Annotated in this window: 22 protein-coding genes, 1 tRNA gene and 1 pseudogene; 13 read left to right on the top strand and 11 right to left on the bottom strand. The window is 63.4% G+C overall.

The features are described from left to right. Positions 1–117 precede the first annotated feature (117 nt). The 7 genes from NKH99_RS03990 to NKH99_RS04020 all read right to left on the bottom strand — a co-directional run bounded on the left by NKH99_RS03990 (position 118) and on the right by NKH99_RS04020 (position 7,539). Positions 118–1,356, bottom strand: a complete 1,239-nt coding sequence (locus NKH99_RS03990) for a hypothetical protein (RefSeq protein ID WP_352832451.1) — start codon at positions 1,354–1,356, stop codon at positions 118–120. Next, a complete protein-coding gene (locus NKH99_RS03995; protein ID WP_352469535.1) occupies positions 1,340–2,296 on the bottom strand; it encodes a heme-dependent oxidative N-demethylase family protein in 957 nt (318 codons plus the stop codon). Before NKH99_RS03995 ends, NKH99_RS03990 begins: the two co-directional genes overlap by 17 nt. Continuing rightward, entirely contained in the window at positions 2,293–2,580 is a 288-nt protein-coding gene (locus tag NKH99_RS04000) for a YciI family protein (protein WP_352469536.1), read from the bottom strand. Before NKH99_RS04000 ends, NKH99_RS03995 begins: the two co-directional genes overlap by 4 nt. A gap of 17 nt (positions 2,581–2,597) precedes the next feature. Further along, on the bottom strand, positions 2,598–3,260 hold the full coding sequence (locus tag NKH99_RS04005) for an aminotransferase class IV family protein (RefSeq protein ID WP_353012748.1): 663 nt from the start codon (positions 3,258–3,260) through the stop codon (positions 2,598–2,600). Next, positions 3,209–4,360, bottom strand: a complete 1,152-nt coding sequence (locus NKH99_RS04010) for an aminodeoxychorismate synthase component I (protein ID WP_352539351.1) — start codon at positions 4,358–4,360, stop codon at positions 3,209–3,211. The genes NKH99_RS04005 and NKH99_RS04010 overlap by 52 nt, the downstream gene beginning before the upstream one ends. 157 nt (positions 4,361–4,517) lie before the next feature. Then, positions 4,518–5,315: a helix-hairpin-helix domain-containing protein gene (locus tag NKH99_RS04015; protein ID WP_353012751.1), complete on the bottom strand. Its 798-nt coding sequence runs from the start codon at positions 5,313–5,315 to the stop codon at positions 4,518–4,520. 388 nt (positions 5,316–5,703) lie between these two features. Continuing rightward, positions 5,704–7,539, bottom strand: a complete 1,836-nt coding sequence (locus NKH99_RS04020) for a M3 family oligoendopeptidase (RefSeq protein WP_352682529.1) — start codon at positions 7,537–7,539, stop codon at positions 5,704–5,706. Positions 7,540–7,691: 152 nt separating this feature from the next. Between NKH99_RS04020 and NKH99_RS04025 the strand changes: the two genes are divergently transcribed. From NKH99_RS04025 to NKH99_RS04035, 3 genes are all read left to right on the top strand, one after another. Continuing rightward, a complete protein-coding gene (locus NKH99_RS04025; protein ID WP_353012754.1) occupies positions 7,692–9,269 on the top strand; it encodes a sigma-54-dependent transcriptional regulator in 1,578 nt (525 codons plus the stop codon). A 359-nt stretch (positions 9,270–9,628) separates the two neighbouring features. Then, positions 9,629–11,482 carry a peptidoglycan L,D-endopeptidase MepK gene (mepK, locus tag NKH99_RS04030; protein ID WP_353012757.1) on the top strand — a complete coding sequence of 618 codons (1,854 nt, stop codon included), beginning with the start codon at positions 9,629–9,631 and terminating at the stop codon, positions 11,480–11,482. Between the two features lie 81 nt (positions 11,483–11,563). Next, positions 11,564–11,637: transfer RNA gene (locus tag NKH99_RS04035), tRNA-Gln, on the top strand. A 43-nt stretch (positions 11,638–11,680) separates the two neighbouring features. Here NKH99_RS04035 and NKH99_RS04040 read toward each other — a convergent pair. Continuing rightward, complete coding sequence (locus NKH99_RS04040; RefSeq protein ID WP_352469543.1) at positions 11,681–12,319, bottom strand: 2-dehydro-3-deoxy-phosphogluconate aldolase; 639 nt, start codon at positions 12,317–12,319, stop codon at positions 11,681–11,683. On the opposite strand from NKH99_RS04040, the gene NKH99_RS04045 reads away from it, so the two are divergent. Both NKH99_RS04045 and trhO read left to right on the top strand, forming a co-directional pair. Further along, positions 12,309–12,470 (top strand): hypothetical protein, encoded by a 162-nt coding sequence (locus NKH99_RS04045; protein WP_352448208.1) that lies wholly within the window; start codon positions 12,309–12,311, stop codon positions 12,468–12,470. The two genes, NKH99_RS04040 and NKH99_RS04045, sit on opposite strands and share 11 nt — an antisense overlap. An 18-nt stretch (positions 12,471–12,488) precedes the next feature. Then, positions 12,489–13,409, top strand: a complete 921-nt coding sequence (gene trhO / locus NKH99_RS04050) for an oxygen-dependent tRNA uridine(34) hydroxylase TrhO (RefSeq protein ID WP_353012762.1) — start codon at positions 12,489–12,491, stop codon at positions 13,407–13,409. A gap of 22 nt (positions 13,410–13,431) precedes the next feature. Here the strand turns inward: trhO and NKH99_RS04055 are convergent, their stop codons facing one another. After that, positions 13,432–13,791: a YybH family protein gene (locus NKH99_RS04055; RefSeq protein WP_352469545.1), complete on the bottom strand. Its 360-nt coding sequence runs from the start codon at positions 13,789–13,791 to the stop codon at positions 13,432–13,434. 182 nt (positions 13,792–13,973) lie between these two features. Here NKH99_RS04055 and NKH99_RS04060 point away from each other — a divergent pair, with 182 nt between their 5' ends. From NKH99_RS04060 to NKH99_RS04075, 4 genes and pseudogenes are all read left to right on the top strand, one after another. Next, positions 13,974–14,720 carry a tellurite resistance TerB family protein gene (locus tag NKH99_RS04060; RefSeq protein ID WP_353012765.1) on the top strand — a complete coding sequence of 249 codons (747 nt, stop codon included), beginning with the start codon at positions 13,974–13,976 and terminating at the stop codon, positions 14,718–14,720. Between the two features lie 216 nt (positions 14,721–14,936). After that, on the top strand, positions 14,937–15,692 hold the full coding sequence (locus NKH99_RS04065) for an SDR family oxidoreductase (RefSeq protein ID WP_353012768.1): 756 nt from the start codon (positions 14,937–14,939) through the stop codon (positions 15,690–15,692). A 190-nt stretch (positions 15,693–15,882) separates the two neighbouring features. Then, complete coding sequence (locus NKH99_RS04070) at positions 15,883–16,335, top strand: hypothetical protein (protein WP_352448203.1); 453 nt, start codon at positions 15,883–15,885, stop codon at positions 16,333–16,335. Positions 16,336–16,345: 10 nt separating this feature from the next. Beyond that, positions 16,346–16,677: pseudogene (locus tag NKH99_RS04075) on the top strand (transposase); the annotation flags it as partial. Here NKH99_RS04075 and NKH99_RS04080 read toward each other — a convergent pair. Together NKH99_RS04080 and NKH99_RS04085 are read right to left on the bottom strand one after the other, a co-directional pair. After that, the gene (locus tag NKH99_RS04080; RefSeq protein ID WP_254816974.1) at positions 16,664–17,044 is read right to left on the bottom strand and encodes a YciI family protein; all 381 of its coding nucleotides are present in this window, start codon (positions 17,042–17,044) and stop codon (positions 16,664–16,666) included. The pseudogene NKH99_RS04075 and the gene NKH99_RS04080 sit on opposite strands and share 14 nt — an antisense overlap. A gap of 22 nt (positions 17,045–17,066) precedes the next feature. Next, complete coding sequence (locus tag NKH99_RS04085) at positions 17,067–18,251, bottom strand: pyridoxal phosphate-dependent aminotransferase (protein ID WP_352568120.1); 1,185 nt, start codon at positions 18,249–18,251, stop codon at positions 17,067–17,069. 83 nt (positions 18,252–18,334) lie between these two features. Between NKH99_RS04085 and NKH99_RS04090 the strand changes: the two genes are divergently transcribed. From NKH99_RS04090 to denD, 4 genes are all read left to right on the top strand, one after another. After that, on the top strand, positions 18,335–19,021 hold the full coding sequence (locus NKH99_RS04090) for a GNAT family N-acetyltransferase (protein WP_352469551.1): 687 nt from the start codon (positions 18,335–18,337) through the stop codon (positions 19,019–19,021). 113 nt (positions 19,022–19,134) lie between these two features. Next, entirely contained in the window at positions 19,135–20,118 is a 984-nt protein-coding gene (locus NKH99_RS04095; RefSeq protein ID WP_353012772.1) for a cation diffusion facilitator family transporter, read from the top strand. Positions 20,119–20,180: 62 nt separating this feature from the next. Continuing rightward, positions 20,181–20,387, top strand: coding sequence for a hypothetical protein (locus NKH99_RS04100; RefSeq protein WP_352539338.1), 207 nt, complete (start codon positions 20,181–20,183; stop codon positions 20,385–20,387). Position 20,388: 1 nt separating this feature from the next. After that, positions 20,389–21,366, top strand: coding sequence for a D-erythronate dehydrogenase (gene denD / locus NKH99_RS04105; RefSeq protein ID WP_352682541.1), 978 nt, complete (start codon positions 20,389–20,391; stop codon positions 21,364–21,366). The last annotated feature ends 8 nt before the right edge of the window (positions 21,367–21,374 follow it).

Below are 21,374 nucleotides of genomic sequence, written 5' to 3' on the forward strand. Positions count from 1 at the left end.
GATTACTCCCTCAAAAAACGCTTCGGAACAGCGGCTTGGCCGCGGCGCGACAAACCATAGATCATTGTCACAATAAAGCGAAAAGCGGACGGCCGGCCTCACGCCGCGCCATCCCGGCTACGGCTCGACTAGTCTTGCGAATGCAGGCTTGAAGAGGTCACGTGCCTCGGAGACCGGCAGTTCCAGCAGATCGTCGGCGCAGGCCTGGATGGCATGCGGCAGGGTCTGGAGCCCGAAAACCAGAACCTGCTTGTCGCCCTCACGCCAGAGGCTGACCGCTAGATATTCGCCGATGAGATCGTCAATGCCGCATTCGGCTTCGTGATCGATATCGGTCTGATCGATCGGTTTCTTGCGCCGCTGCTTGACGAAGGAGGCCAGGGAAGGACCGGGCTTGCCATCCACCGTATCCGAGAAAATGTCCTGAAGGCCAAGCAGGACGCCGCGCCGCACATCCATGATGTAGGCGTCCGAATAGTTGGTCGGATGCGCTCCGCCGCAGAAGATGCTGCCGGACTCCCGCCAGCTCATCAGCCGCGGAGTCAGCGACGTCACTTCGAATGTGCTGTCCTCATAGCCGCCGAGCGTGCCGCCGTTCATACCGTCAATTGGCCCGCCTTCGTTGAAACCGGCATATTGCGCCGCCACGCAGCCCAGTGCGCCGATGTTTGCGCGCCAGTGCCTCTCTTGCAGCAGAGCATTCGCGGCCTCGATCGGAACGTCGCCGGACAGTTCGACAATGCGCGGCGTGGCAAACCTGGTGCGGGGGTCGACGACATAGCGGTAGGTTGCGTCCGGCCAACCAGTCGTCTTGCCGTTATCGAGCTGAGTGTCCATCCGCAGATAGTCATAAGGGGACGTTTCCATAGTGAGCGGCGTGTCATTGGCGAAGAACTTCATGAAGCTGAAATCGTAGAGATCGAGCGGGGTGCTGGGCTCGTTCCCGGTCACTTGCCGACTTGCGACCCGTTCCAATCTGAGCGGCAGCGCCTTCTTTCCGTTCCAGCTGCCTTCAAGGGTCTTGCCGTTACTGGATGAGGCCAGGCGCCACACGGCGGCAATCGGCGCGGCCTTTCCGTCATCGCAATTGTCGGTGCCGCATGCCTCCTCCTCGGCCAGTTCGAACTTGCTGCCCCTTTGAGACCGGGCCTGCAGCGGGATGTCAACGCCCTTCGAGCGGTAGAAATAGCGGCCGGCCAGCGGGCCGCCGGGCGCCACGGGGTCGCCGGTGAATTCGACGACGATATCGGCCTTTCCAAGCTTGCCGGCATAAGTCACCGGCTCCGCCTCGGCTGCTGTCGACAGTACCAGGATCGCGGCCATTAACGTGACCGGCCTGCTAAGATGCTGGATCATTGTTCCCCCCAGCGATCATTTTCAGTGTTCCCACCAGCCGGTCACGGTCGGCGGTCATCCCCTTGTAGTCGAGTTGTGCCTCGTCCAGCGCCAGAAGTTGTTCGGCCAAGGACGCCGCGAGCGCCGCGCGGTCGGGGTGGCGTTCCAGCACGGCGAGCGGGTCGAGATGGATGCGGATGGTGAAGAGTACGTCGCCCGAAACGGGGAGCTTTCTCAGCGTCTGCCGCTCGACGCGGATAAAGGCATGGGCGTCGATGTCGCCATCCGGGAATCTCGACGGGCGACTGCTGGCGCGGTCGATGCGTTCGAGGTTGGAGAGCGGATGGTAGAGCGCGTCGCCCGCCTGGATCGACCAGTTGTAGCGCTCGACGGCTTGGCCCTGGAGGCCGTCGAACATGCGGTTGATGAGATCGGCCGGGCGTGTGCCCGGGCCGAAACCCGGTACCGGCGCGTGGATCTGCTGCAGCGGCTTGCCGAATTTTTCGATCAGCGACCATGACGACGGGAAGCAGAGCGAGCCGGCCGCCAGACGCCAGCCGCTCTCGTCGCGACGCATCAGGATCAAATCCTCCTGGACGAGCAACGAGGCCGCGACAAGCGGCGCATCGCTGAAAGAAGCTGAGGTGCCTGAGCCCTCGAGATTGTCGATGCCGCCGATCACCTCGATCGCATTGTCGGTACGCCTGTGGGTCTCAGGAAAGTTCGCCGCCAGATGCGCACCGAGCAGATCGAGCACTTCGCGCTGAGCGTCGCGCGTTGTTTGCTCCTCGACAAAAACCTTGCCGGGAATTTCCGCATAAAGCCGGCGTTTCTCGGCAAGATAGGGCAGCAGATATTCGTCGACCTCGATCCAGCTATCGAGATTGAGCGGCTTCAGCCCGATGGTGAACAGTTTCGACGAGCCGTCATAGGGTGTGTGGGTCGGCGGGCGGAAGCTCATGCCTCTTTGTAGGCTTCCAGTGCGGCGGCGGCCATTCTCGCCGTGAATTCGGTGATTTCGTAATCGGCGGCACCTGCCTTGGCGAAGGGATCGTCCGCCAGTCTGGCTTCGAGCACTTCGCGTGGACCACGCGCGATGATGATGCCGCCGGTCCTTGGCCGCTTTGGCCCGGAGGCGACAAAGATACCTTGCGCATAGCAGGCCTTCAGCCACTCGACATGCGCTTGCTGCAGGCGGTCGATCTCGGTCAGCGGCACCTTGTAGTTCAGCGAAACCACGAACATTGTTGTCTCCAGATGCTTCAGCCCAGCCGCGCCGGGATCAATCCGCGCAGCGAGTTGCCGACGAACAGCGCCTTGGCCGATTTCAGTTCGTTCCACGTGTAGACCGCTTCACCGGCGCGGCCTTGATCCAGCAGTTCGCCGCGCAGGACGCCAGGCAGCAGGCCACAATCGAGCCGCGGCGTGGCCAGCACGCCGTCGCCGAAATCGGCAAAGACATTAGTGATCGTGCCCTCGCAGATTTCGCCGCGCTCATTGGCGAGCAGCACCTCGTCGGCGCGCCCGGCGAGATATTCGGCGCGCGCGCGCGTACAGGTTTGTCGGCGGCTGGTCTTGTGGCGCAGCAGCATATCGCTCGAATCAAGCCGCACGCGCGCCAGCTGCAGGGTCCAGACCTTGTCTGCGGCGAGCGGCTCGTAGGGCTGCACCGACACCGCCATTTCGCCCTTGCGCGACAGGACGAGGCGGGTGCGCAACGCGATCTGTTGGTGGCCGACCGCATTCATCAGCGCTTCGCCGACCCTTGTCGGATCGCAGGCGAAACCGAGTTCGCTTGCCGAGCCGTAAAGCCGCGCGAGATGGCGGTCGAAACGGAGGAAACCCGAGCCGGGTTCCCAGCGCATTGTTTCGATCAGTTCGAAATCGGCAGTGTTCCTGTCGCGAAACGGGCTTTCAGCAGACACTCCTGGTACTCCTCTTCGGCTGTCGAATCGAAGACGACGCCACCGCCGACATTGTAGACCGCCTCGCCATTGGCAAAGAGCGAGATGGTGCGGATCGCCACCGAAAAGCGCATCCGGCCCCCGGGCGCGATCCAGCCTATGGCGCCGCAATAGACATCGCGCGGGCCACTTTCCAGCTCGCGCAGGATCTCCATGGCGCGGATCTTCGGTGCGCCGGTAATCGAGCCGCAGGGGAACAGCGCGGCGAAAATCTGATGGATGGCGAGGCCGGGCAAGAGTTTCGCCCGCACGCGGCTCACCATCTGGTGGACGGTCGGGTAGCTCTCGATGCGGAAAAGCTCCGGCACATCGAGCGTGCCAACCTCGCTGATCAGTGAGATGTCGTTGCGCAGGAGATCGACGATCATCCGGTTCTCGGCCTGGTTCTTCTCGTCGTTGCGCAAGAACGCTTTCAGGCGATCGTCCTCGGCTTTTGTTGCGCCGCGCGGCGCGGTGCCCTTCATCGGATGCGTCTCGATCATGCCTTCCGCGTCCACCTCGAAGAACAGTTCGGGCGAACGCGACAAGACGATCGGATCGCCGAGCGCGACCAGCGCCCCATACTTCACCGGCTGGCGTTCGGTCAGCGCGTTGAAGGCGACCAGCGGGTCGCCCGACCACTGCGCATGGACCGGAAAGGTCAGATTGCCCTGGTAGCAGTCGCCCTTGCGGATGTGGTCATGCAGCCTGGCAAAGCGTTTGGCGTAGTCGTCCGAAGACCAGGCTGCCTTGGCGTCGAAGATTGGGCCGTTGCTGGCCGGCGGATCGCCTGGCGCGACCGTCTGCTCGACCGGCGCATCGAACACGCCGAGGCAAAAAAGCGGGGCGCGGCGGCCGGCCGGCAGCAGCGGAACGAGCTTGGGTTCGAGCAGGTAACCGGCCTCGTAGGAGAAATAACCGGCCAGCCATTTGCCGCCGTCATGTGCAGCCTGCGCGGCTTCCAGCGCCGGTAAAAAATCCGCCTCGCCATGCGCTGCGATTATCTCGGCCGGCCGGTCGAAAACGAGCTGCCGCGCGGTCTCGTCGTTCCTGAAAATTGCAAAGGGCAGGGGCAGGGACATAAGGCTCGGATGCTGCGGTCACCAGCGATCGATCTATATGGGGGCTCGACCGTGCGCAATCGAGGGAACGGCGTCTCAAGACGCAAAGGCGCGGCGGGCAAAAACAAAAGCGGCGCCCGAGAGCGCCGCCTTGTTCCCGATGCCGCCTTGCGATGGATCAGGTGTTGCTGGCTTCTCCCGCGGTCGGGAAGCGGCGCGCAAATTCCTTTTCGTCGCCGGCGGCAAGCAGTTTCGCCTGCTCGATCCAGCGTTCACGTTCGATGCGGCCGTCGAAATTCAACGTCGCCTCGATCCGCTTGACATCGTCGGGTGTCCAGGCGGCGATCTGGGCATAGGTCGTGACCCCAAGCCCTTTGAGCAGCCGCTCGTTGGTGGGGCCGATGCCGATCAGGCGACGCAGGTCGTTGGCTTTGCCTGGGGCAATAGCTGTTGCCTTGCCGGTCGCGGCTTTCTTTGCCGCCGGCGCGGCCTTGCTTGCCGCCGGCGCAGCCTTGCTTGCCGTCGGCGCGGCGCTCGCTTTCGATGCAGGCGGTTTCGGCGTTGCCGTTTTCGCGGCACTTGCGCGTGGCGCGGTCGCGGCCTTCGCCGTTGCAGATTTCTTCGGCGCCGGTTTGGCTGGTGCGGATGTCGAAATCAGGGTTGACGGCGCCTGCATCGCCGCCTTGGTCGCACCGGCCTTGGCGGCTGGCGCCTTAGCTGTTGCCGCCTTCGCGGTTGGCGCCTGGGTGGTTTTCGCCTCGCCCAGCCGGCGTTCGAGATCGGCGCGGGCGCGGCCGCATGCATCCAACTCACCGGTCAGACGGTCGCTATCGGCCCGCAATCTGTCGCGTTCGCTGCGCGTGCGGTCTAGATCGCCGCGCAAACTGTCGAGTTCGCCACGCAGGCGTCCCCAAATGAACCAGCCAACCAACACACCTACCAGGAACGCCAGGAGCATGTAGAAAAAAGTGCCCATTGTCTTTCTCTCTCCAGTCCGATCCGTTCGCCCTGGCCTAAAGCCATGACCTCGGCGAAGGACCATTCGATGGTGGTTCCGCAATTTGCAGAACAGCCGGCTTCGATCGAGCTGTCGGCGACCGGTTTGCCCCTGGCCAACAACCGTTGTCGCATCCGCCGACACGCCATGGCCGGTCGGGATTTTCCGACCGGATCCATTCGTGCCCGGCTGAGCTTGAGGGCGGACGCTATCATACAGCTTACGGGAATCTAACGGAAAACTTCCATGGAAAGTTATTTAAGAACAAATAACCAAGACAAGAATAGACCATCGCCAATATGCGTTGCTGCTAAACTGTTCTGGAAAACCCGGTCATCCGGTGTTGCGCATCGCCCAGTGTTGCGCATCACTTGTCCAGTGTTTCCAGCTCGTCGATCAGTCCGCTGATCACGCCAAGCCCGATCTGCCAGAAGGCAGGGTCGGCCGCGTCGAGGCCGAACGGCGCTAGAAGCTCGGAATGATGCTTGGTGCCGCCGGCGCGCAGCATGGCAAAATATTTCTCCTGAAAGCCGCGCTCGGCGTTCTGGTAGACCGCGTAGAGCGAGTTCACCAGGCAATCGCCGAATGCGTAGGCATAGACGTAGAAAGGCGAGTGGATGAAGTGCGGGATATAGGTCCAGAAAACCTCGTACCCTTCGCGCAGCTTGATCGCCGGCCCGAGGCTTTCCGCCTGCACTTCCAACCAGAACTGGCCGAGCTTGTCGGAGGTCAGTTCGCCGCTCCTGCGCTCGGCATGCACCTTACGCTCGAACTCGTAGAAGGCGATCTGGCGCACGACCGTGTTGATCATGTCCTCGACCTTCTGGGCGAGCATGGCCTTGCGTTCGCGCTTGTCGGTGGTCTGCTCGAGCAGCGAGCGGAAGGTCAGCATTTCGCCAAACACCGATGCGGTTTCGGCCAGCGTCAGCGGCGTCGATGCCATCAGGGCGCCCTGGCCGCCGGCCAGCACCTGGTGCACGCCGTGGCCGAGTTCGTGCGCCAGCGTCATCACATCGCGCGGCTTGCCCATGTAGTTGAGCAGCACATAGGGATGCGCCGAAGGCACGGTCGGATGGGCGAAGGCGCCAGGCGACTTGCCGGGTCTCACCGGTGCATCGATCCAGTTGCGGTCGAAGAAAGTTCTGGCGATCTCCGCCATGTCGGGCGAAAAGCGCTGGTAGGCGGAAAGCACGGTGTTCTTGGCCTCGTCCCAGCCGATGACCGCCTGTGGGGTCTCGGGCAATGGCGCATTGCGGTCCCAGTGGTTCATCACCTCCATGCCGAGCCAGCGCGCCTTCATCGCGTAATAGCGATGCGACAGGCGTGGATAGGCGTCGCGAACCGCGGCGGCGAGCGCATCCACCACGCTGCGTTCGACGCGGTTGGCGAGATGGCGGGAATCGGCAATGTCCTCGAAGCCGCGCCAGCGGTCGGAGATCTCCTTGTCCTTGGCCAGCGTGTTGGTGACCAGTGTAAAGACGCGCAGATTCTTGCGGAAGGTCGTGGCCAGCGCCTCGGACGCCCGGCGGCGCACCTCGCCGTCGGCGTCCTGCAGGCGATTGAGCGCCGGCTCAAGCGTCAGCTCCTCGCCGTCGACGTCGAAACGCAAATCGGTCATCGTCTCGTCGAACAGGCGGTTCCAGGCCCCGCGCCCGGTGATCGATTTTTCATGGAAGAGCTGCTCTATGCGGTCTTCGAGCTGATAGGGCTTATCCTTGCGCAGATCGAGCACCCAGGGCCGGTAATGGGCGAAGGCCGGATCGGCGGCGAGTGCGGTTTCGATCGCACCATCGTCGATGAGATTCAGCTCGAGCGCGAAAAACAGCAGGTGCGCGCTGGCATCGGTCATCTTTTCCTGGATGTCGCCATAGAGCTTGGCGCGCTGCGGATCCGACGTGTTGCCGGCATAGACAAGCCCGGCATAGGAGACGATGCGGCCGATCAGCTCCTCCAGCACTTCATAGACCTGAAGCGCCTCGCCAAGCCTGCCGGCGCCGCCACGCCCGGCCTCGGCGGCGAGCGTGCCTTTCCAACGGCTCTCGAAGGCGATGGCATCGGCGGCGGCCTTGGCGATGTCGCGCTTCAACTCGGGCGCCTCCATGCCCGAATAGAGATCGGCTAGATTCCATTCCGGCAGGTCGCCAAGCTCCGCCACGCCCTGACCGGGCGCCGCCGCCAGCTTTCGAGCAAAAACCATGCGCATTGCCGATCCTTCCAGACACAAAAATTCGAGGAAACGAGAAGCCGGTCAAATCCTAAGGAATTCATTCACCGGGTTTTTTGAAAGCTTATTTAGAACCCTGTGCCAAGATGATCCATAGGGCGCATTCTCGGGCGGGCACGGTCGGATCAGTCATGGCAGCTTCCATACTCATAGTCGATGACGATCCCGTGCAGCGCAGGCTGCTCGAGGCGGCGGTGACGAAATTCGGCCACACCGCGATCGTCGCCGATGGCGGCGAGGCCGGTCTCGATCTCGTCGACGGACCCAATGCGCGCGAGGTGTCGGTGATCATCCTCGACCTGATGATGCCGGGCCTCGATGGCATCGGCGTGCTGAAGGCGATGCGCGAGCGCGGCATCCACATTCCCGTCATCGTGCAGACCGCGCAGGGCGGCATCGAAACCGTCGTTTCGGCAATGCGTCACGGCGCCTTCGATTTCGTCGTCAAGCCGGCCTCTCCCGACAGGCTGCAGGCGTCGATCGGCAACGCCCTCAAGGTCGAAGCGCTCGAAGGCGAAGTGAAGCGCTCGTCACGGCAGCGCGGCGGCCATCTGACGTTCAAGGACATGATCACCCACAGTCCGGCGATGGATCGGGTGATCCGGCTCGGCCGCAAGGCGGCGGCGTCCAACATTCCGATCCTGATCGAAGGTGAATCCGGCGTCGGCAAGGAACTGGTGGCGCGCGCCGTCCAGGGCAGCGGCGACCGCCGCTCGAAACCCTTCGTCACCGTCAATTGCGGCGCCATCCCAGACAATCTGGTCGAATCGATCCTGTTCGGGCACGAGAAGGGCTCGTTCACCGGCGCCACCGAAAAACATACCGGCAAGTTCGTCGAAGCGCACACCGGCACGCTGTTCCTTGACGAAATCGGCGACCTGCCGCTCGACGTGCAGGTCAAGCTGTTGCGCGCCGTACAGGACGGCGAGGTCGATCCGGTTGGCGGGCGCTCGGCCGTCAGGGTCGACATCAGGCTGATCTCGGCAACCCATCGCAACCTGCTGCAGCAGGTCAAGGACGGCAAGTTCCGCGAGGACCTGTTCTACCGGCTGAACGTCTATCCGATCTTCGTGCCGCCATTGCGCGACCGTCGCGACGACATCCCCTATCTGGTCGAGCACTTCATGGAGAAGGTGGCGCCCGCCGATCCGCGCCACCGCCTGCGAGGCATCTCGGCTGCGGCGCTTGCCATGCTGCAGGCCTATGACTGGCCGGGCAACATAAGGCAGCTCGAAAACGCCGTCTTCCGGGCCTCGGTGCTCGCCGACGGCGACATGCTGACCGAAGAAGAATTCCCGCAGATCCGGGCGCAAGTCGAGGGCACGGTCAATCTCGATTCGGGTATCGCCTTGCCAGCTCCAGGGTGGCCAGCTTCAGGGGGGCCAACTCCAGGGTGGCCAGCTTCCGGAGTGGGTTCGGGCAGCCAGCCGCGCGACAACATATCGGCCGCTGGCGGCATCGCAGCCGCCGACGCCGATGCACCAGCCAAGCCTCGTTTCGGCACGCTGCGGGCGCTCGACGAGCGCGGCAATGTGCGTGCGCTGGCCGACGTCGAACTCGAAATGATCAAGCTCGCCATCGATCACTATAACGGCCAGATGAGCGAAGTCGCCCGCCGCCTCGGCATCGGCCGGTCGACGCTCTACCGCAAGCTCAAGGAATACGGCATCGACCCGGAAACCGGCCGCGTCGAACGGCTCGCTTCCTGAGTCACAGGGCCAAGCCGGTTCTCATCCGGACATCATTCCACGCAACTGCGCCTCGAAATGATGTGTTCGCCACAGTGTTCACGTATTAAGGCGGACGGTAACAGATCGTGTTTCGAGCTGGCGCCAAAACATGATCTAAACCAGCGGTTTACCAAGATATCCTGCGCAATATTTTTGGCGGGATATCGCCACCGTGTTACCGCATTTCGGCTTCAATAAGCGATGATTAACCATTAGGATCGATATTCGGATGCACACACCACGCATCCGTTTGGTCAAATCCGGGGACAAAACGGCAGCCTGCAAGGCCTTTTGATTTGAACAGAATCGAACGACACGAAAACGGGCGGCATTATCACATGAGCGTCTGGCCGAGATGGCTGGCAGCGGTGATTGTTGCCGTCGGGTTCCTTGCAGCGGCGGCAACCGGCGCCAGCGCCGAGACACGTTCGCTGAAGCTCTATCATCTCCACACGCATGAAAAGGCGGAGATCGTCTACAAGCGCAACGGCCGCTACGACCAGGCGGGCTTGCGAAAGATCAACATCATCCTGCGCGACTGGCGTCGCAACGAGCCGACTAAGATGGATCCGCGCCTGCTGGACCTGGTCTGGGAGGCCTATCGGGAGAGCGGCGCCACCGACTACATACAGGTCGTCTGCGGCTATCGTTCGCCGGCCACGAATTCGATGCTGCGCAGCCGCAGCAGGGGCGTCGCCGAAAAAAGCCAGCACATGCTCGGCAGGGCGATGGATTTCTATATTCCCGGCGTGCCGCTGAAGAAGCTGCGCGACGTCGGCCTCAGGATGCAGGGCGGCGGCGTCGGCTACTACCCCAGCTCCGGCTCGCCCTTCGTGCATATGGATGTCGGCAATGTGCGCCACTGGCCCGGCATCAGCCGCCAGGAACTGGCGCGCGTGTTCCCCAACGGCAAGACGCTGCATGTGCCGAGCGACGGCAAGCCGCTGCCTGGTTATCAACAGGCGCTCGCCTCCTACAAGGCCCGCAAGGGCGCCGGCGCACCGGCCATCGAACTGGCCAGCGCAAGCGGCGGCGGCAAAAAATCCCGCGGGTTCCTGGCAGCCTTGTTCGGCGGTGGCGACGACGAGGCGGACGACAGCGCCGACGTGGCGATGGCCGAGCCGGCGCCAAAGCCCCGTAACGTGAAGCCGGCGCCGTCCGCCAAGAGCAGCAACCTGCCTGGCATTGCCATCGTCGCGCCTCAGGATGCCAAGCGCGCCGAGATTCCGGAAGTCGCCGATGCTCCGGCGCCTGCGCCTGAACCGGAGGATGACACGCCGGAGACGATCATCGCGGCATTGCCGGCGCGCAGCATTCCGCTGCCGGATTTTGCTCCGCGCCCGAAGACGGACGTCGGCGCCCAGCCGCCTGAGAACGTTCCGTTCGGCGTGGCGGATGCGGCTGGATCGACTGAACAGGCGGTGGCGACCGCGCAAGCGCCGGCAAGCGTGGCGCCGGCAAATGTTCCGTTCGGCATAGCAGACCCGTCTGCTGCGGCCGGCCCGGTGCAGGTCGCGGCAAACAACGTTCCCGTGCCGAGCTGGCGGCCCGATCATTCGCTGCCGGCCGATCTTTCGCCTGCTAGTCTTGCGCCGCAGGACAAGCAAGTGTTGCTGGCGCTGGCGAGTGCGGCCGAGCGGAGCAACACCGCCACCGACGCATTCTCGGTGTTGCCGTCGGCGCGGCCCGACAGTTCCCAGCCCGACGAGGTCAAGGCCGTTCTGGAAAGGGTCAGCGCGACCGACGAATACAAGGTCGCGTCGCTTTCCGAGCAAGCATCGGTGTTCGAGGAACCGGCGAGCGACGACGGGGCATCGAGCGACGGGGCATCGCCGCGCGAGGCCATCGTTGCCCGCCCGGCCGGCTCCGATCCGGCCGCCGTCATCGGTGCAGGCGTGAAGACCACACGCAAGGAACCCAGGGCCACCGCCCGCGACCTGAAGCCCGGCCCCAAGCCGGTGGTGGTCGCCGCCGCGCCGCAGGCCGCCCGGTGGGCGCTGCACAGCGGTGAGTATGTCGCAACTGTTTCAGATGCGACAACGGCGCCGCGCTACGCCTACGACTTCGTCCGTACGGCACCGAGCGAGGTCTATACGATAGGCTTCCAGCCGGGCAACGAGATGGCCGACGCAAACCGGTTCACCGGCAAAGCCGTCAAGTTCATGTCGGTTGCCCGCTTCAAGACCGAGTAGGCCGCGCTGGGCACCTCGCGCGGCCTCCACCGCCGGCACTGGCTTCCTTCATCCAGGGATGCTAACCACTGGTCGGCATTCTCCCGCTTCGTCTAATGGTAGGACAGCGCCCTTTGAAGGCGTGAATCGTGGTTCGAGCCCATGAGCGGGAACCAGCCCGGCGAACCAGATCGGCGGCGGCTTTTGATGCAGAAGATGCTAGCGCCCGAGCTTGCTTGCCGCGCGCGCCAAGGCTTCGATCTCGTCCCATTTGCCGGCCTTGACCAGATCGTCCGGCGCCACCCAGGAACCGCCGACGCAGATGACGTTGGGCAGGCTGAGGTAGTCCGCGGCATTCTTGCCGGTGATACCGCCGGTCGGGCAGAATTTCACGTCGGCAAGCGGCGAGGCGAAAGCCTTGAGCGAAGCGATGCCGCCCGACTGTTCGGCCGGGAAGAATTTCAGAAAGCGCAGGCCGGCTTCGCGGGCGGCCATGACCTCTCCCGGCGTGATGGCGCCGGGCAGCAACGGCACGTCGCTGTCCTTGGCTGCCGCGAGAAGCTCGCGGGTGATGCCGGGGCTGACGATGAACTTCGAACCGGCGGCCGCCGCCTCGCCGAACTGGCGGGCGTCCAGGATGGTGCCGGCGCCGACGACGGCGTCTTCAACCTCGCCCGCCACCCGGCGGATCGCCTCCAGCGCGTCGGCGGTGCGCAGCGTGATCTCGATCGCCGGCAGGCCGCCGCGGGCCAGCGCCCGGGCCAGCGGCACCGCGTCGGCGGGATTGGCGATCTTCAGCACCGGTATGACCGGCTGGCCGTTGAGGAGCGACAGGAGCTTTTCGGTCGTGCTGGGCATTCGTCGTCTCTCCTCTGTTGATCAAGTCGACCGGTTAGCAGAAGGCGGTTTTTCTGTCCACGAAACGCGGCGTGTCGCGATGTCACGCGTGGTGTTCGAAACCTTCCGCGATCTGACCGCTCCCGGCTCTGCCTTGATCCGGCTGTCGTGAGCGTTTAGTGGCTTGGTGATGACACTGTCCAGCCAAGCCTTCCGCGTTGCCGCGCTTTACCGCTTCGCCCGGCTCGACACCTTCGAGGCGCTGCGCGCGCCGCTCGCCGCCTTCTGCTGTGCGCGCGGCATCAAAGGCACGCTGCTGTTGGCGCGTGAGGGCATCAACGGCACGGTCGCCGGCAGTGAAACGGCAATCGCCGCGCTCATCGATCATCTCGAATCCATCGACGGTCTCGCCGGCCTCGAGATCAAATACAGCAGCGCCGCAACGATGCCGTTCCACCGCATGAAGGTGCGGTTGAAGCGCGAGATCGTCACCATGGGCGTGGACAATATCGATCCGGCGGCAGGTGCAGGCACCTATGTTGCGCCGGCCGACTGGAATGCACTGATCTCGGATACGGGTACCATCGTCATCGACACGCGCAACGCCTACGAGGTGTCGCTCGGCACCTTCAAGGGCGCTGTCGATCCCGCCACCAGCAGCTTCCGCGAATTCCCGGCCTGGGTCGAGCAGCATCGGCACGAGCTCGACGGGCGCAAGGTCGCCATGTTCTGCACCGGCGGCATACGCTGCGAGAAGGCGACGGCCTATGTGAAGTCGCTCGGTTTGGAGGATGTGTTCCACCTCAAAGGCGGCATTCTGAAATATCTCGAGGATGTGCCCGCCGAACAGAGCCTCTGGCAAGGCGAATGCTTCGTCTTCGACGAGCGCGTTTCGGTATCGCACGGGCTGGTCGAAGGCGAGGCCGAACTCTGCCGCGCCTGCCGGCATCCGCTAGCCGCGGAAGACCGGCTGTCGCCGCAATATGCCACCGGCGTTTCATGCCCGCATTGCTTCGATGCCCGCTCGGACGAAGATCGCGCCCGCTACGCCGAGCGCCAGCACCAGGTCGAGCTGGCGCAAGCACGCGGCGACCGCCACATCGGAAGTTAGCTTCACGTTAAGCAACTTCACGTCAAGCAATAGAGAAACGATCGATGACCCACAGCCATGTCCCGTCGCTCTGCCGGCGCGCGACCTCGGTGGTGATGGTGCCGTCGGGAAGCCGGGTCGAGGTCAGCGCCAGGTCGCCATTGACGACAGCCGGGCGCTGATCTCCGGACTGAAATTTTCGGCCGGTTGCGGTGATCTCCGCGAACAGCGCCCGGATGGCTTCGCGGCCGAACGTCAGGTGTCCGCCACCGCTGTCGATGACTGCATGTGGCTCGAAAAGCGCGGCCATGCCGTCAATGTCTCCGACCCATTGCCGCGAAATCAGCAGGCGCTCCAGCTCCTGGGGATCGCGTGCCGGCTGGCGGTCTGTCTCATCGGTCATGCCAGGCTCCTCTCAAGCATATAATTTCCGCGTGAAATCCAAGCAGATGTCGGTGCGAGGTCATGCGTGGCAGCGGGCAAAAGGACGCGCCGCGTCATTGTAATGTCAAGCTGCGGGACCTAGGTCTTCGACGTGCAAACCCTGCCCGCGCACCTTCGGCCGGGCCAATTCTGGAGGCATAGATGTTCGATCCCAAGAAACTCCTCGACGATCTGCTCGGCTCGCAAATTCCTGGCACCGGATCGACCGTCCGCGACAAGGCGGGGCAGGCGGTGCAGATGGCCAAGGACAATCCGCTTGCTGCCGGCGCGCTGGCTGCGGTGCTGCTCGGAACCGGCCCCGGCCGTCAGGTCACCGGTGCGGCGGTGAAGCTTGGTGGGTTGGCTGCGATCGGCGGCCTCGCCTACAAGGCCTACCAGAACTACAAGAACGGCAACGCGCCGGCCGAGACGCAAGCTGCAGGCGAACCGGAATTGCTGCCGCCGCCGGCCGATACCGCCTTCCATCCGTCGCAAGCGCCGCAGGGCGAAGACGAATTCACGCTGACGCTGGTCAGGGCGATGATCTCGGCGGCGAAGGCCGACGGTCACGTCGATGACGAAGAGCGGCAGAAGATCGCCGGCAAGCTCAGCCTCGCCGGCGTCGGCGCCGAAGCGGAGAAATTCCTGATGTCGGAACTGGAGGCGCCGCTCGATCTGGATGCGCTGATCGCCGGGGCCAAGACCGATGCGCAAAAGCTGGAACTCTACACCGCCTCGCGTCTTGCCATCGATCCGGACACGCGGGCCGAACGCGGCTATCTCGACCTGCTTGCCGGCCGTCTCGGCCTGCCGGATGCGCTGGTCGACCATGTCGAAGCGACGGTGACGGCGGCGAAGGTGCCGGCAGCGGGCAGCACGGCCAAGCCGGTCGCAGGCTCGCGCTGGTAGCTCGAAGAGGAAGCCTCGGAGCTCGGCGCCGTTGGCGTTAGCTTCTCGTTAATCCGGTGAGCGCATGATTTCAGCCAGTCGGATCGGCTTTCCTCCTCCCATGTTCGGATCAGGGGCGGTCGCCAACGGCCGCCCTTTTTGTGAGCACAGGCTTTGGGCCGGCTTGCCATGGTTCCCGTCATTTGCGATGCCTCATCCCTTTCAGGGAGTACAGCCATGACCGACTATAAAACCGCCATCGTCACCGGCGCCGGCACGGGCATCGGCAAAAGCGTCGCCACAGTGCTGCTCAAGGCCGGCTGGAATACGGTCTTCTGCGGTCGCCGCAAGCCGGTGCTGGAGGATGCGATCGCCGCGGCCGGGCGGACGCAGGCCAAGGCATTGGCCTTCGCCTGCGACATCAGCAAGGCCGATCAGGTCGACGATCTGTTCGAGACGGTGGCGGCGGCTTTCGGGCGCGTCGACCTGCTCTTCAACAATGCCGGCACGAGCTACAAATCGACATTGATCGACGACATTCCGGTCGAAGTGTGGAACGACATCGTCGGGGTCAATCTCACCGGCTCGTTCCTGTGTGCTCGCGCCGCGTTCGGCGCCATGCGCAGGCAGCAGCCGATGGGCGGCCGCATCATCAACAACGGCTCGGTATCGGCCTATGCGCCACGGCCGGGCTCGGTGCCCTATACGGCGACCAAGCACGCCATCACCGGGCTGACCAAGACGCTGGCGCTGGACGGCAGGCCCTTCGACATTGCTTGCGGCCAGATCGACATCGGCAACGCGCTGACCGACATGGCGCAGGCGATGACGGTCGGCGTGCCGCAAGCCAACGGCACCATTGCCGCCGAAGCGGTGATGGATGTCGAGCGCGTCGCCGATGCGGTCCTCCATATGGCCAGCCTGCCGCTCGACGCCAACGTGCTGTTCATGACCGTGATGGCGACGAAGATGCCATTTGTCGGGCGAGGGTAGGCAACCGGTCCAGGTTGCATAAATGTCGTTGTCCCAAAACCGCTGCGCACTTTTGGGCGACATGCACAAGACTAGGCCGTAACTCATAAATGCGGAATGACCGGAATGGGTGGAAGCGGGCTTGGGATTTGTGGAAAGCGCTCACGGCGTATGTCATGCTAGAATTGCAGTCATAGAGAATGGTTCATGCATGAATTGGGAACAGATAGCATCGGATTTCGCTTGGGACGGCTCCTGGCGAGACATCTACGTTCTGAACACGTCTGAGGCAGATTGGCAGGTCGTCTGGGACATCCTCCTCGAATGGACCCCGCCTGCTAGTTTCAGTGTCTCCGGCAAGATCGAGTCGATGCCATTGGGCGTCGAAGCGGCCCTGGAAAGCGAAACAGGCAGCTTACTGTCTTTTTACGTCGGGCCAATCCAGCTTGCATGTCACTTCTTCAGTGCTGTCGAAATTGAGTTCGACTTTGATCCAAGACAAGTCAGCGGAAAAACCGAGGTTGAGAAGCTTGACCGCTTTATGCGATTGCTCGGTGACGCTACTGGGAAGCAGATAATTCTCACGCAGGAAAATGATCAAGAGGCTATCATCGCCCGCTACTCTCCCGATCTTGAGAGTGTGGTCTGGACGGCACTTTCATAGCCAAATGTCTACCTCCGCAGCGGACTTGATCAAAGATTTGCCTGAAGGTGCGATGCTGCTCGCCGACAAGGGCTACGATGCCAACGCATTGCGCACTGCCATCACCGACCAGAACACTTGGGCCAATATCCCGCCCAAAGCCTATCGCAAGGCCCCGATCTGCTTCAGCCCTTCCTGTACAAAGCCCGTAACCTGATCGAGCGCTTCTTCAACAAAGCCAAACAGTTCCGTCGCATCGCGACGCGCTACGACAAGCTGCCTGAGAACTTTCTTGCCGCCCTAAAACTCATCGCAATCCGCATCTGGCCACGTAGCTATGAGTCTACGTCTAGGGCCGGGTGACCGGAAGCGGCACGCCGGGAAGATAGAGCGAAATCGGGCGGATTTCGTAGACGGCGGTCGGATTGACGCGGCGAAGGTCGCGCGCAATGTCGATGGCGGCGTCACGGTTGGCACAGTCGACGACATAGAGCCCCAGCAATTGTTCCTTGGTCTCGGCGAAGGGGCCGTCGATAACCATTCCGGTGCCTGGCCCGCGCAAGGTGCAGGCGTCTTGTGTCGCGCCGAGCCGGGCCGCCGGCCCAAGGGTGCCTTGCCGGTAGAGCCGATCGTTGATCTGGAGAAGATCGGTCATCAGCGCCGCATCCTGCTCAGGCGTCAGTGCCGTAATCGCTTCTTCCTCGTGATAGGCAAGAATGGCATAGAACATCTGGCTTCTCCTTTCGTCGTCCTCACTTCGCCAGGAACGCCTCGATCCGCTCCAGCGCGCGCAGGATGTTCTCCTCGGAATTGGCGTAGGACAGCCTGACATAGCCTTCGCCGAGAATGCCGAAATCGGGGCCGCCGATCAGCGCCACGCCGGCATCCTCGAGCAGCGCCGAGGCGAGCTTCTTGGCCTTCCAGCCGGTCTTGGAAACATTGGGGAAGGCATAGAAGGCGCCTTTCGGCGTAATGCAGGAAACGCCGGGCAAGGCATTCAACCCTTCGACCACGACCTTCCTGCGGCGGTCGAAGGCGCGCATCATCTTGTCGACATCGTCCTGCGGGCCGTCGATGGCGGCAATGCCGGCATACTGGCTCGGCGCGTTGACGCAGGACCAGCAATTGACCGCCAGCTTGCGCACCTTGTCATAGAGATGCGCGCCCTTGTCGCCGTTCGGCCAGATCGACCAGCCCATGCGCCAGCCGGTCATCGCCCAGGTCTTCGACCAGCCGTTGAGCACGATCAGCCGATCACGGATTTCGGGGAAGGCGAGCAGCGAACAGTGCGTCTCGCCGTCATAGGTCATCACGTCGTAGATCTCGTCGGAGAGGATGGCGACGTCCGGGTGCGCTTCCAGGCCCTTGACCAGCTTCTCGATCTCGGCGCGGGGGGTGACGCCGCCGGTCGGGTTGGCGGGCGAGTTGAGGATCAGCAGCCTGGTCTTCGGCGTGATCAGCGCCAGTGTCTCCGCGGCCGAAAAGGCAAAGCCGTTCTCCTCGCGCATCGGCACCGGGATGGGGGCAGCACCGGTGAACTCGATCATCGAGCGGTAGATCGGAAAGCCGGGATCAGGATAGAGAATTTCGGCGCCCGGCTCGCCGAACATCAGGATCGCCGCGAACATGGTCGGCTTGCCGCCGGGCAGGATCATCACCGCTTCCGGCGAGACTTCGACGCCGGTGGTGGCCAGCGTGCGGCGTACCACCGCTTCGCGCGTCGCCAGCAGGCCGTTGGCCGGCGTATAGCCGTGATGGCCGTCGCGCAGCGCCTTGATCGCCGCCTCGACGATGTGCTGCGGCGTCTTGAAGTCGGGCTGGCCGATGCCGAGATTGACAATGTCGCGGCCCTGATGGGCAAGTGCCGTGGCACGCGCCAGCACTGCGAACGCATTTTCCTCGCCGAGGCGGTCGAAGGCCGAAATCGTGTGGAGCATTTTTCCTGTCCGTGTGGTTCTTTCAGCGAGCGTGCGTTTTTGTGAGCGTCCGCCCGCAAAAGTCAAACGGATTGGAGTTTTCGGTGTCGGAAAATCTCAAGAATTGGCAACCGCGCCCGCGGCCCGAACGCAAGGTGCTGGAGGGGCGAACTGTCAGGCTGGAGCCGCTTAACGCCGAAAAACACGGTGACGGTTTGTTCGAGGCCTCGTCGGTGGCCGATGCCGGCGATCGCTTCGCCTGGCTGCCAGACTACCCGCCGGAGAGCCGTGCCGCCTTCCAGCCGTGGCTGGACAAGGCAGAAGCCAGCGAGGACCCGCTGTTCTTCACGGTCATCGACAAGGCCAGCGGCAAGGTTGCCGGGCGCCAGACGCTGATGCGCATCGACGCCGCCTACGGCGTCATCGAGATCGGCAACATATATTGGGGTCCGCTGATCTCGCGAAAGCCGGCGGCGACGGAAGCGCAGTTCCTGTTCATGAAGTACGTCTTCGACGAGCTTGGCTACCGCCGCTACGAATGGAAATGCAACAACCGCAACGAGCCGTCGAAGCGCGCGGCGGAACGTTTCGGCTTCAAGTTCGAGGGCATTTTCCGTCAGCATCTTGTGGTCAAGGGCGAAAACCGCGATACCGCGTGGTATTCGATCATCGACAGGGAATGGCCAGATCTGCGCAGAGCCTATGAGGCGTGGCTCGATCCGGCTAATTTCGACAGCGATGGCCAGCAAAGGCGGCGGCTCGAGGATTTTCGCGCTGAGTTCGGCGCCTGATTATGATCCCGAAAAGTGGACGCCGGTTTTCGGATAAGATCATGGTCAAACAAGAAGACAGAGCCTCCATCCCGAGTCTGCCGGGATGGATCAGGCTCTAGCAGGGGCTATAGATGGCGCATACCCACGACCACGCTTCGCAGGGCCACGACCACAGTCACGGTGCCGGGCATGTGCACGGCTCGACCGACAAGAAGCGCGTGCTGATCGCGGCCTGCCTGACCGCCGGCTTCATGGTCGTCGAAACGCTTGGCGGTCTCTTGACAGGATCGCTGGCGCTGCTGGCGGATGCCGGCCACATGCTTGCCGATTGCATTGCGCTCGGCCTTGCCTGGTATGCCTTCCATCTCGCGGGCCGGCCGGCAACCGTGCGCCTCACCTATGGTTTCGGCCGGGTCAAGACACTGGTCGCCTATACCAACGGCATCGCCATCTTCGCCATTGCGCTGTGGATCGTCTACGAGGCCTGGGGGCGTTTGCTGACGCCTGAGCCCGTGCTCGGCGGGCCGATGCTGGTCGTTGCCATCGCCGGCCTTGCGATCAATATCGGCTCTTTCTTCGTGCTGCATGGCGGCGACCGCGGCAGCCTGAACATGCGCGGCGCCATCCTGCATGTGCTCGGCGACCTGCTCGGCTCGGCCGCGGCGATCGTGGCGGCGCTGGTGATCCTGGCGACGGGCTGGACGCCCATCGATCCGATCCTGTCGGTGCTTGTCGCGCTGCTGATCCTGTCCACGGCCTGGTCGCTGATGCGCGAAGCCGCCCACGTCCTGCTCGAAGGCGTGCCGGCAAGCCTCGACCGCGACCTGATCGCCAGGGACATCGAGGCGACAATCAAGGGCGTGCGCGAGGTGCATCACATGCATGTCTGGTCGCTCGACGGCTCCAGCAACATGGCGACATTGCATGCCTGCCTCAATGACGGCGTCGACGCGCATATGGCGGTAAGCGCGATCAAGAAGCGGCTTGCGGCGGAACATGGCATAGCCCATGCCACGGTCGAACCGGAATTCGGCCGATGTGCCGACAGCCATGAGCATGATGACGAGCACGATCACGCGCATGATGCGGCACCGCACCGCGGCCATTATCACTGACTTCGGGAGTTCTGGGCATTGGCAACGATCGACATGAACTCTCGCCACCCTGGCGCCGCGTGATGGACCGCGACACCCGCAATGCGGCAATCGGCGCCGCTTGGGTTTTGCTGCTGTTCGGCATCGCAGCCTATTATCTTCCAACAGTGATGCTGGCGGTCGGCAGGGTCTCGACGGTGCTTGCCGGTGTCGTCGCGGCGATCTTCATGGTGGCAATCTTCGTCGTGTTCTGGCTGCGTAGCCGCAGCCAGCGCAAAAAGGGAAAGTGACATGCGCATTCTGATTACCGGCGCGGCAGGCATGGTCGGCCGCAAACTCATCGCCAGGTTGGCCAAGGACGGGACGCTCGGCGGCCGCAAGATCGCCGCGCTCGATCTTCACGATATCGTGCCGCCGCAAGCGCCGGTGCTCGAAGGTGTCAGCATTACCCTCCACACCGGCGACCTTGCCGCACCGGGAGCGACCGCAAATCTGGTCGCGCCGCGCCCCGACGTGATCTTCCATCTCGCCGGCGTGGTGTCGGGTGAGGCGGAGGCCAATTTCGATCTCGGCTATCGCGTCAATCTCGACGGCACCAGGGCGCTGTTCGATGCCATCCGCTTGGCCGCCTATACGCCACGCGTCGTCTTCACCTCGTCGATCGCCGTGTTCGGCGCACCGTTTCCCGACATCATTCCGGACGAGTTCCACCCGACGCCGCTGACCTCCTACGGCACGCAGAAGCTGATCGGCGAGGCGCTGCTTGCCGACTATACGCGCCGCGGTTTCTTCGACGGCATCGGTATCAGGCTGCCGACCATCTGCGTCAGGCCGGGAAAGCCGAACAAGGCGGCCTCAGGGTTCTTCTCCGGTATCATCCGCGAGCCGCTGAGCGGCCATGAAGCGATCCTGCCGGTGCCGCGCTCGGTCATACACACACACGCCAGCCCGCGTTCGGCGGTGAATTTCCTGATCCATGCGGCTCAGATCGACGGTACCGCCGTCGGCCCACGCCGCAACCTGACGATGCCGGGCGTCGCCGTCAGCGTCGGCGAACAGATCGAAGCGCTGGAACGGGTCGCCGGCGCCAAGGCGGTGAAACTGATCCGCGAGGAGCCCGACGAGACGATCTGGGCGATCGTCAAGGGCTGGCCGACGCGCTTCGAGGCGCGGCGCTCGAGGGAGCTTGGCTTTGCCGCCGAAACGAGCTTCGACGAGATCATCCGCGTCCATATCGAAGACGAGTTGGGCGGCAATATCCCTAGTTAAAGCGCCCC

The sequence above is a fragment of the Mesorhizobium sp. M0854 genome (assembly GCF_040319815.1).
Classification (GTDB): Bacteria; Pseudomonadota; Alphaproteobacteria; order Rhizobiales; family Rhizobiaceae; genus Mesorhizobium.

Excerpts from the sequence above, each read along its gene's own strand:
- NKH99_RS03990 (WP_352832451.1), bottom strand. The coding sequence starts at position 1,356 with ATGATCCAGCATCTTAGCAGGCCGGTCACGTTAATGGCCGCGATCCTG.
- NKH99_RS03995 (WP_352469535.1), bottom strand. The coding sequence starts at position 2,296 with ATGAGCTTCCGCCCGCCGACCCACACACCCTATGACGGCTCGTCGAAA.
- NKH99_RS04000 (WP_352469536.1), bottom strand. The coding sequence starts at position 2,580 with ATGTTCGTGGTTTCGCTGAACTACAAGGTGCCGCTGACCGAGATCGAC.
- NKH99_RS04010 (WP_352539351.1), bottom strand. The coding sequence starts at position 4,360 with ATGTCCCTGCCCCTGCCCTTTGCAATTTTCAGGAACGACGAGACCGCG.
- NKH99_RS04015 (WP_353012751.1), bottom strand. The coding sequence starts at position 5,315 with ATGGGCACTTTTTTCTACATGCTCCTGGCGTTCCTGGTAGGTGTGTTG.
- NKH99_RS04020 (WP_352682529.1), bottom strand. The coding sequence starts at position 7,539 with ATGCGCATGGTTTTTGCTCGAAAGCTGGCGGCGGCGCCCGGTCAGGGC.
- NKH99_RS04025 (WP_353012754.1), top strand. The coding sequence starts at position 7,692 with ATGGCAGCTTCCATACTCATAGTCGATGACGATCCCGTGCAGCGCAGG.
- mepK (WP_353012757.1), top strand. The coding sequence starts at position 9,629 with ATGAGCGTCTGGCCGAGATGGCTGGCAGCGGTGATTGTTGCCGTCGGG.
- NKH99_RS04040 (WP_352469543.1), bottom strand. The coding sequence starts at position 12,319 with ATGCCCAGCACGACCGAAAAGCTCCTGTCGCTCCTCAACGGCCAGCCG.
- trhO (WP_353012762.1), top strand. The coding sequence starts at position 12,489 with ATGACACTGTCCAGCCAAGCCTTCCGCGTTGCCGCGCTTTACCGCTTC.
- NKH99_RS04055 (WP_352469545.1), bottom strand. The coding sequence starts at position 13,791 with ATGACCGATGAGACAGACCGCCAGCCGGCACGCGATCCCCAGGAGCTG.
- NKH99_RS04060 (WP_353012765.1), top strand. The coding sequence starts at position 13,974 with ATGTTCGATCCCAAGAAACTCCTCGACGATCTGCTCGGCTCGCAAATT.
- NKH99_RS04065 (WP_353012768.1), top strand. The coding sequence starts at position 14,937 with ATGACCGACTATAAAACCGCCATCGTCACCGGCGCCGGCACGGGCATC.
- NKH99_RS04070 (WP_352448203.1), top strand. The coding sequence starts at position 15,883 with ATGAATTGGGAACAGATAGCATCGGATTTCGCTTGGGACGGCTCCTGG.
- NKH99_RS04080 (WP_254816974.1), bottom strand. The coding sequence starts at position 17,044 with ATGTTCTATGCCATTCTTGCCTATCACGAGGAAGAAGCGATTACGGCA.
- NKH99_RS04085 (WP_352568120.1), bottom strand. The coding sequence starts at position 18,251 with ATGCTCCACACGATTTCGGCCTTCGACCGCCTCGGCGAGGAAAATGCG.
- NKH99_RS04095 (WP_353012772.1), top strand. The coding sequence starts at position 19,135 with ATGGCGCATACCCACGACCACGCTTCGCAGGGCCACGACCACAGTCAC.
- NKH99_RS04100 (WP_352539338.1), top strand. The coding sequence starts at position 20,181 with ATGGACCGCGACACCCGCAATGCGGCAATCGGCGCCGCTTGGGTTTTG.
- denD (WP_352682541.1), top strand. The coding sequence starts at position 20,389 with ATGCGCATTCTGATTACCGGCGCGGCAGGCATGGTCGGCCGCAAACTC.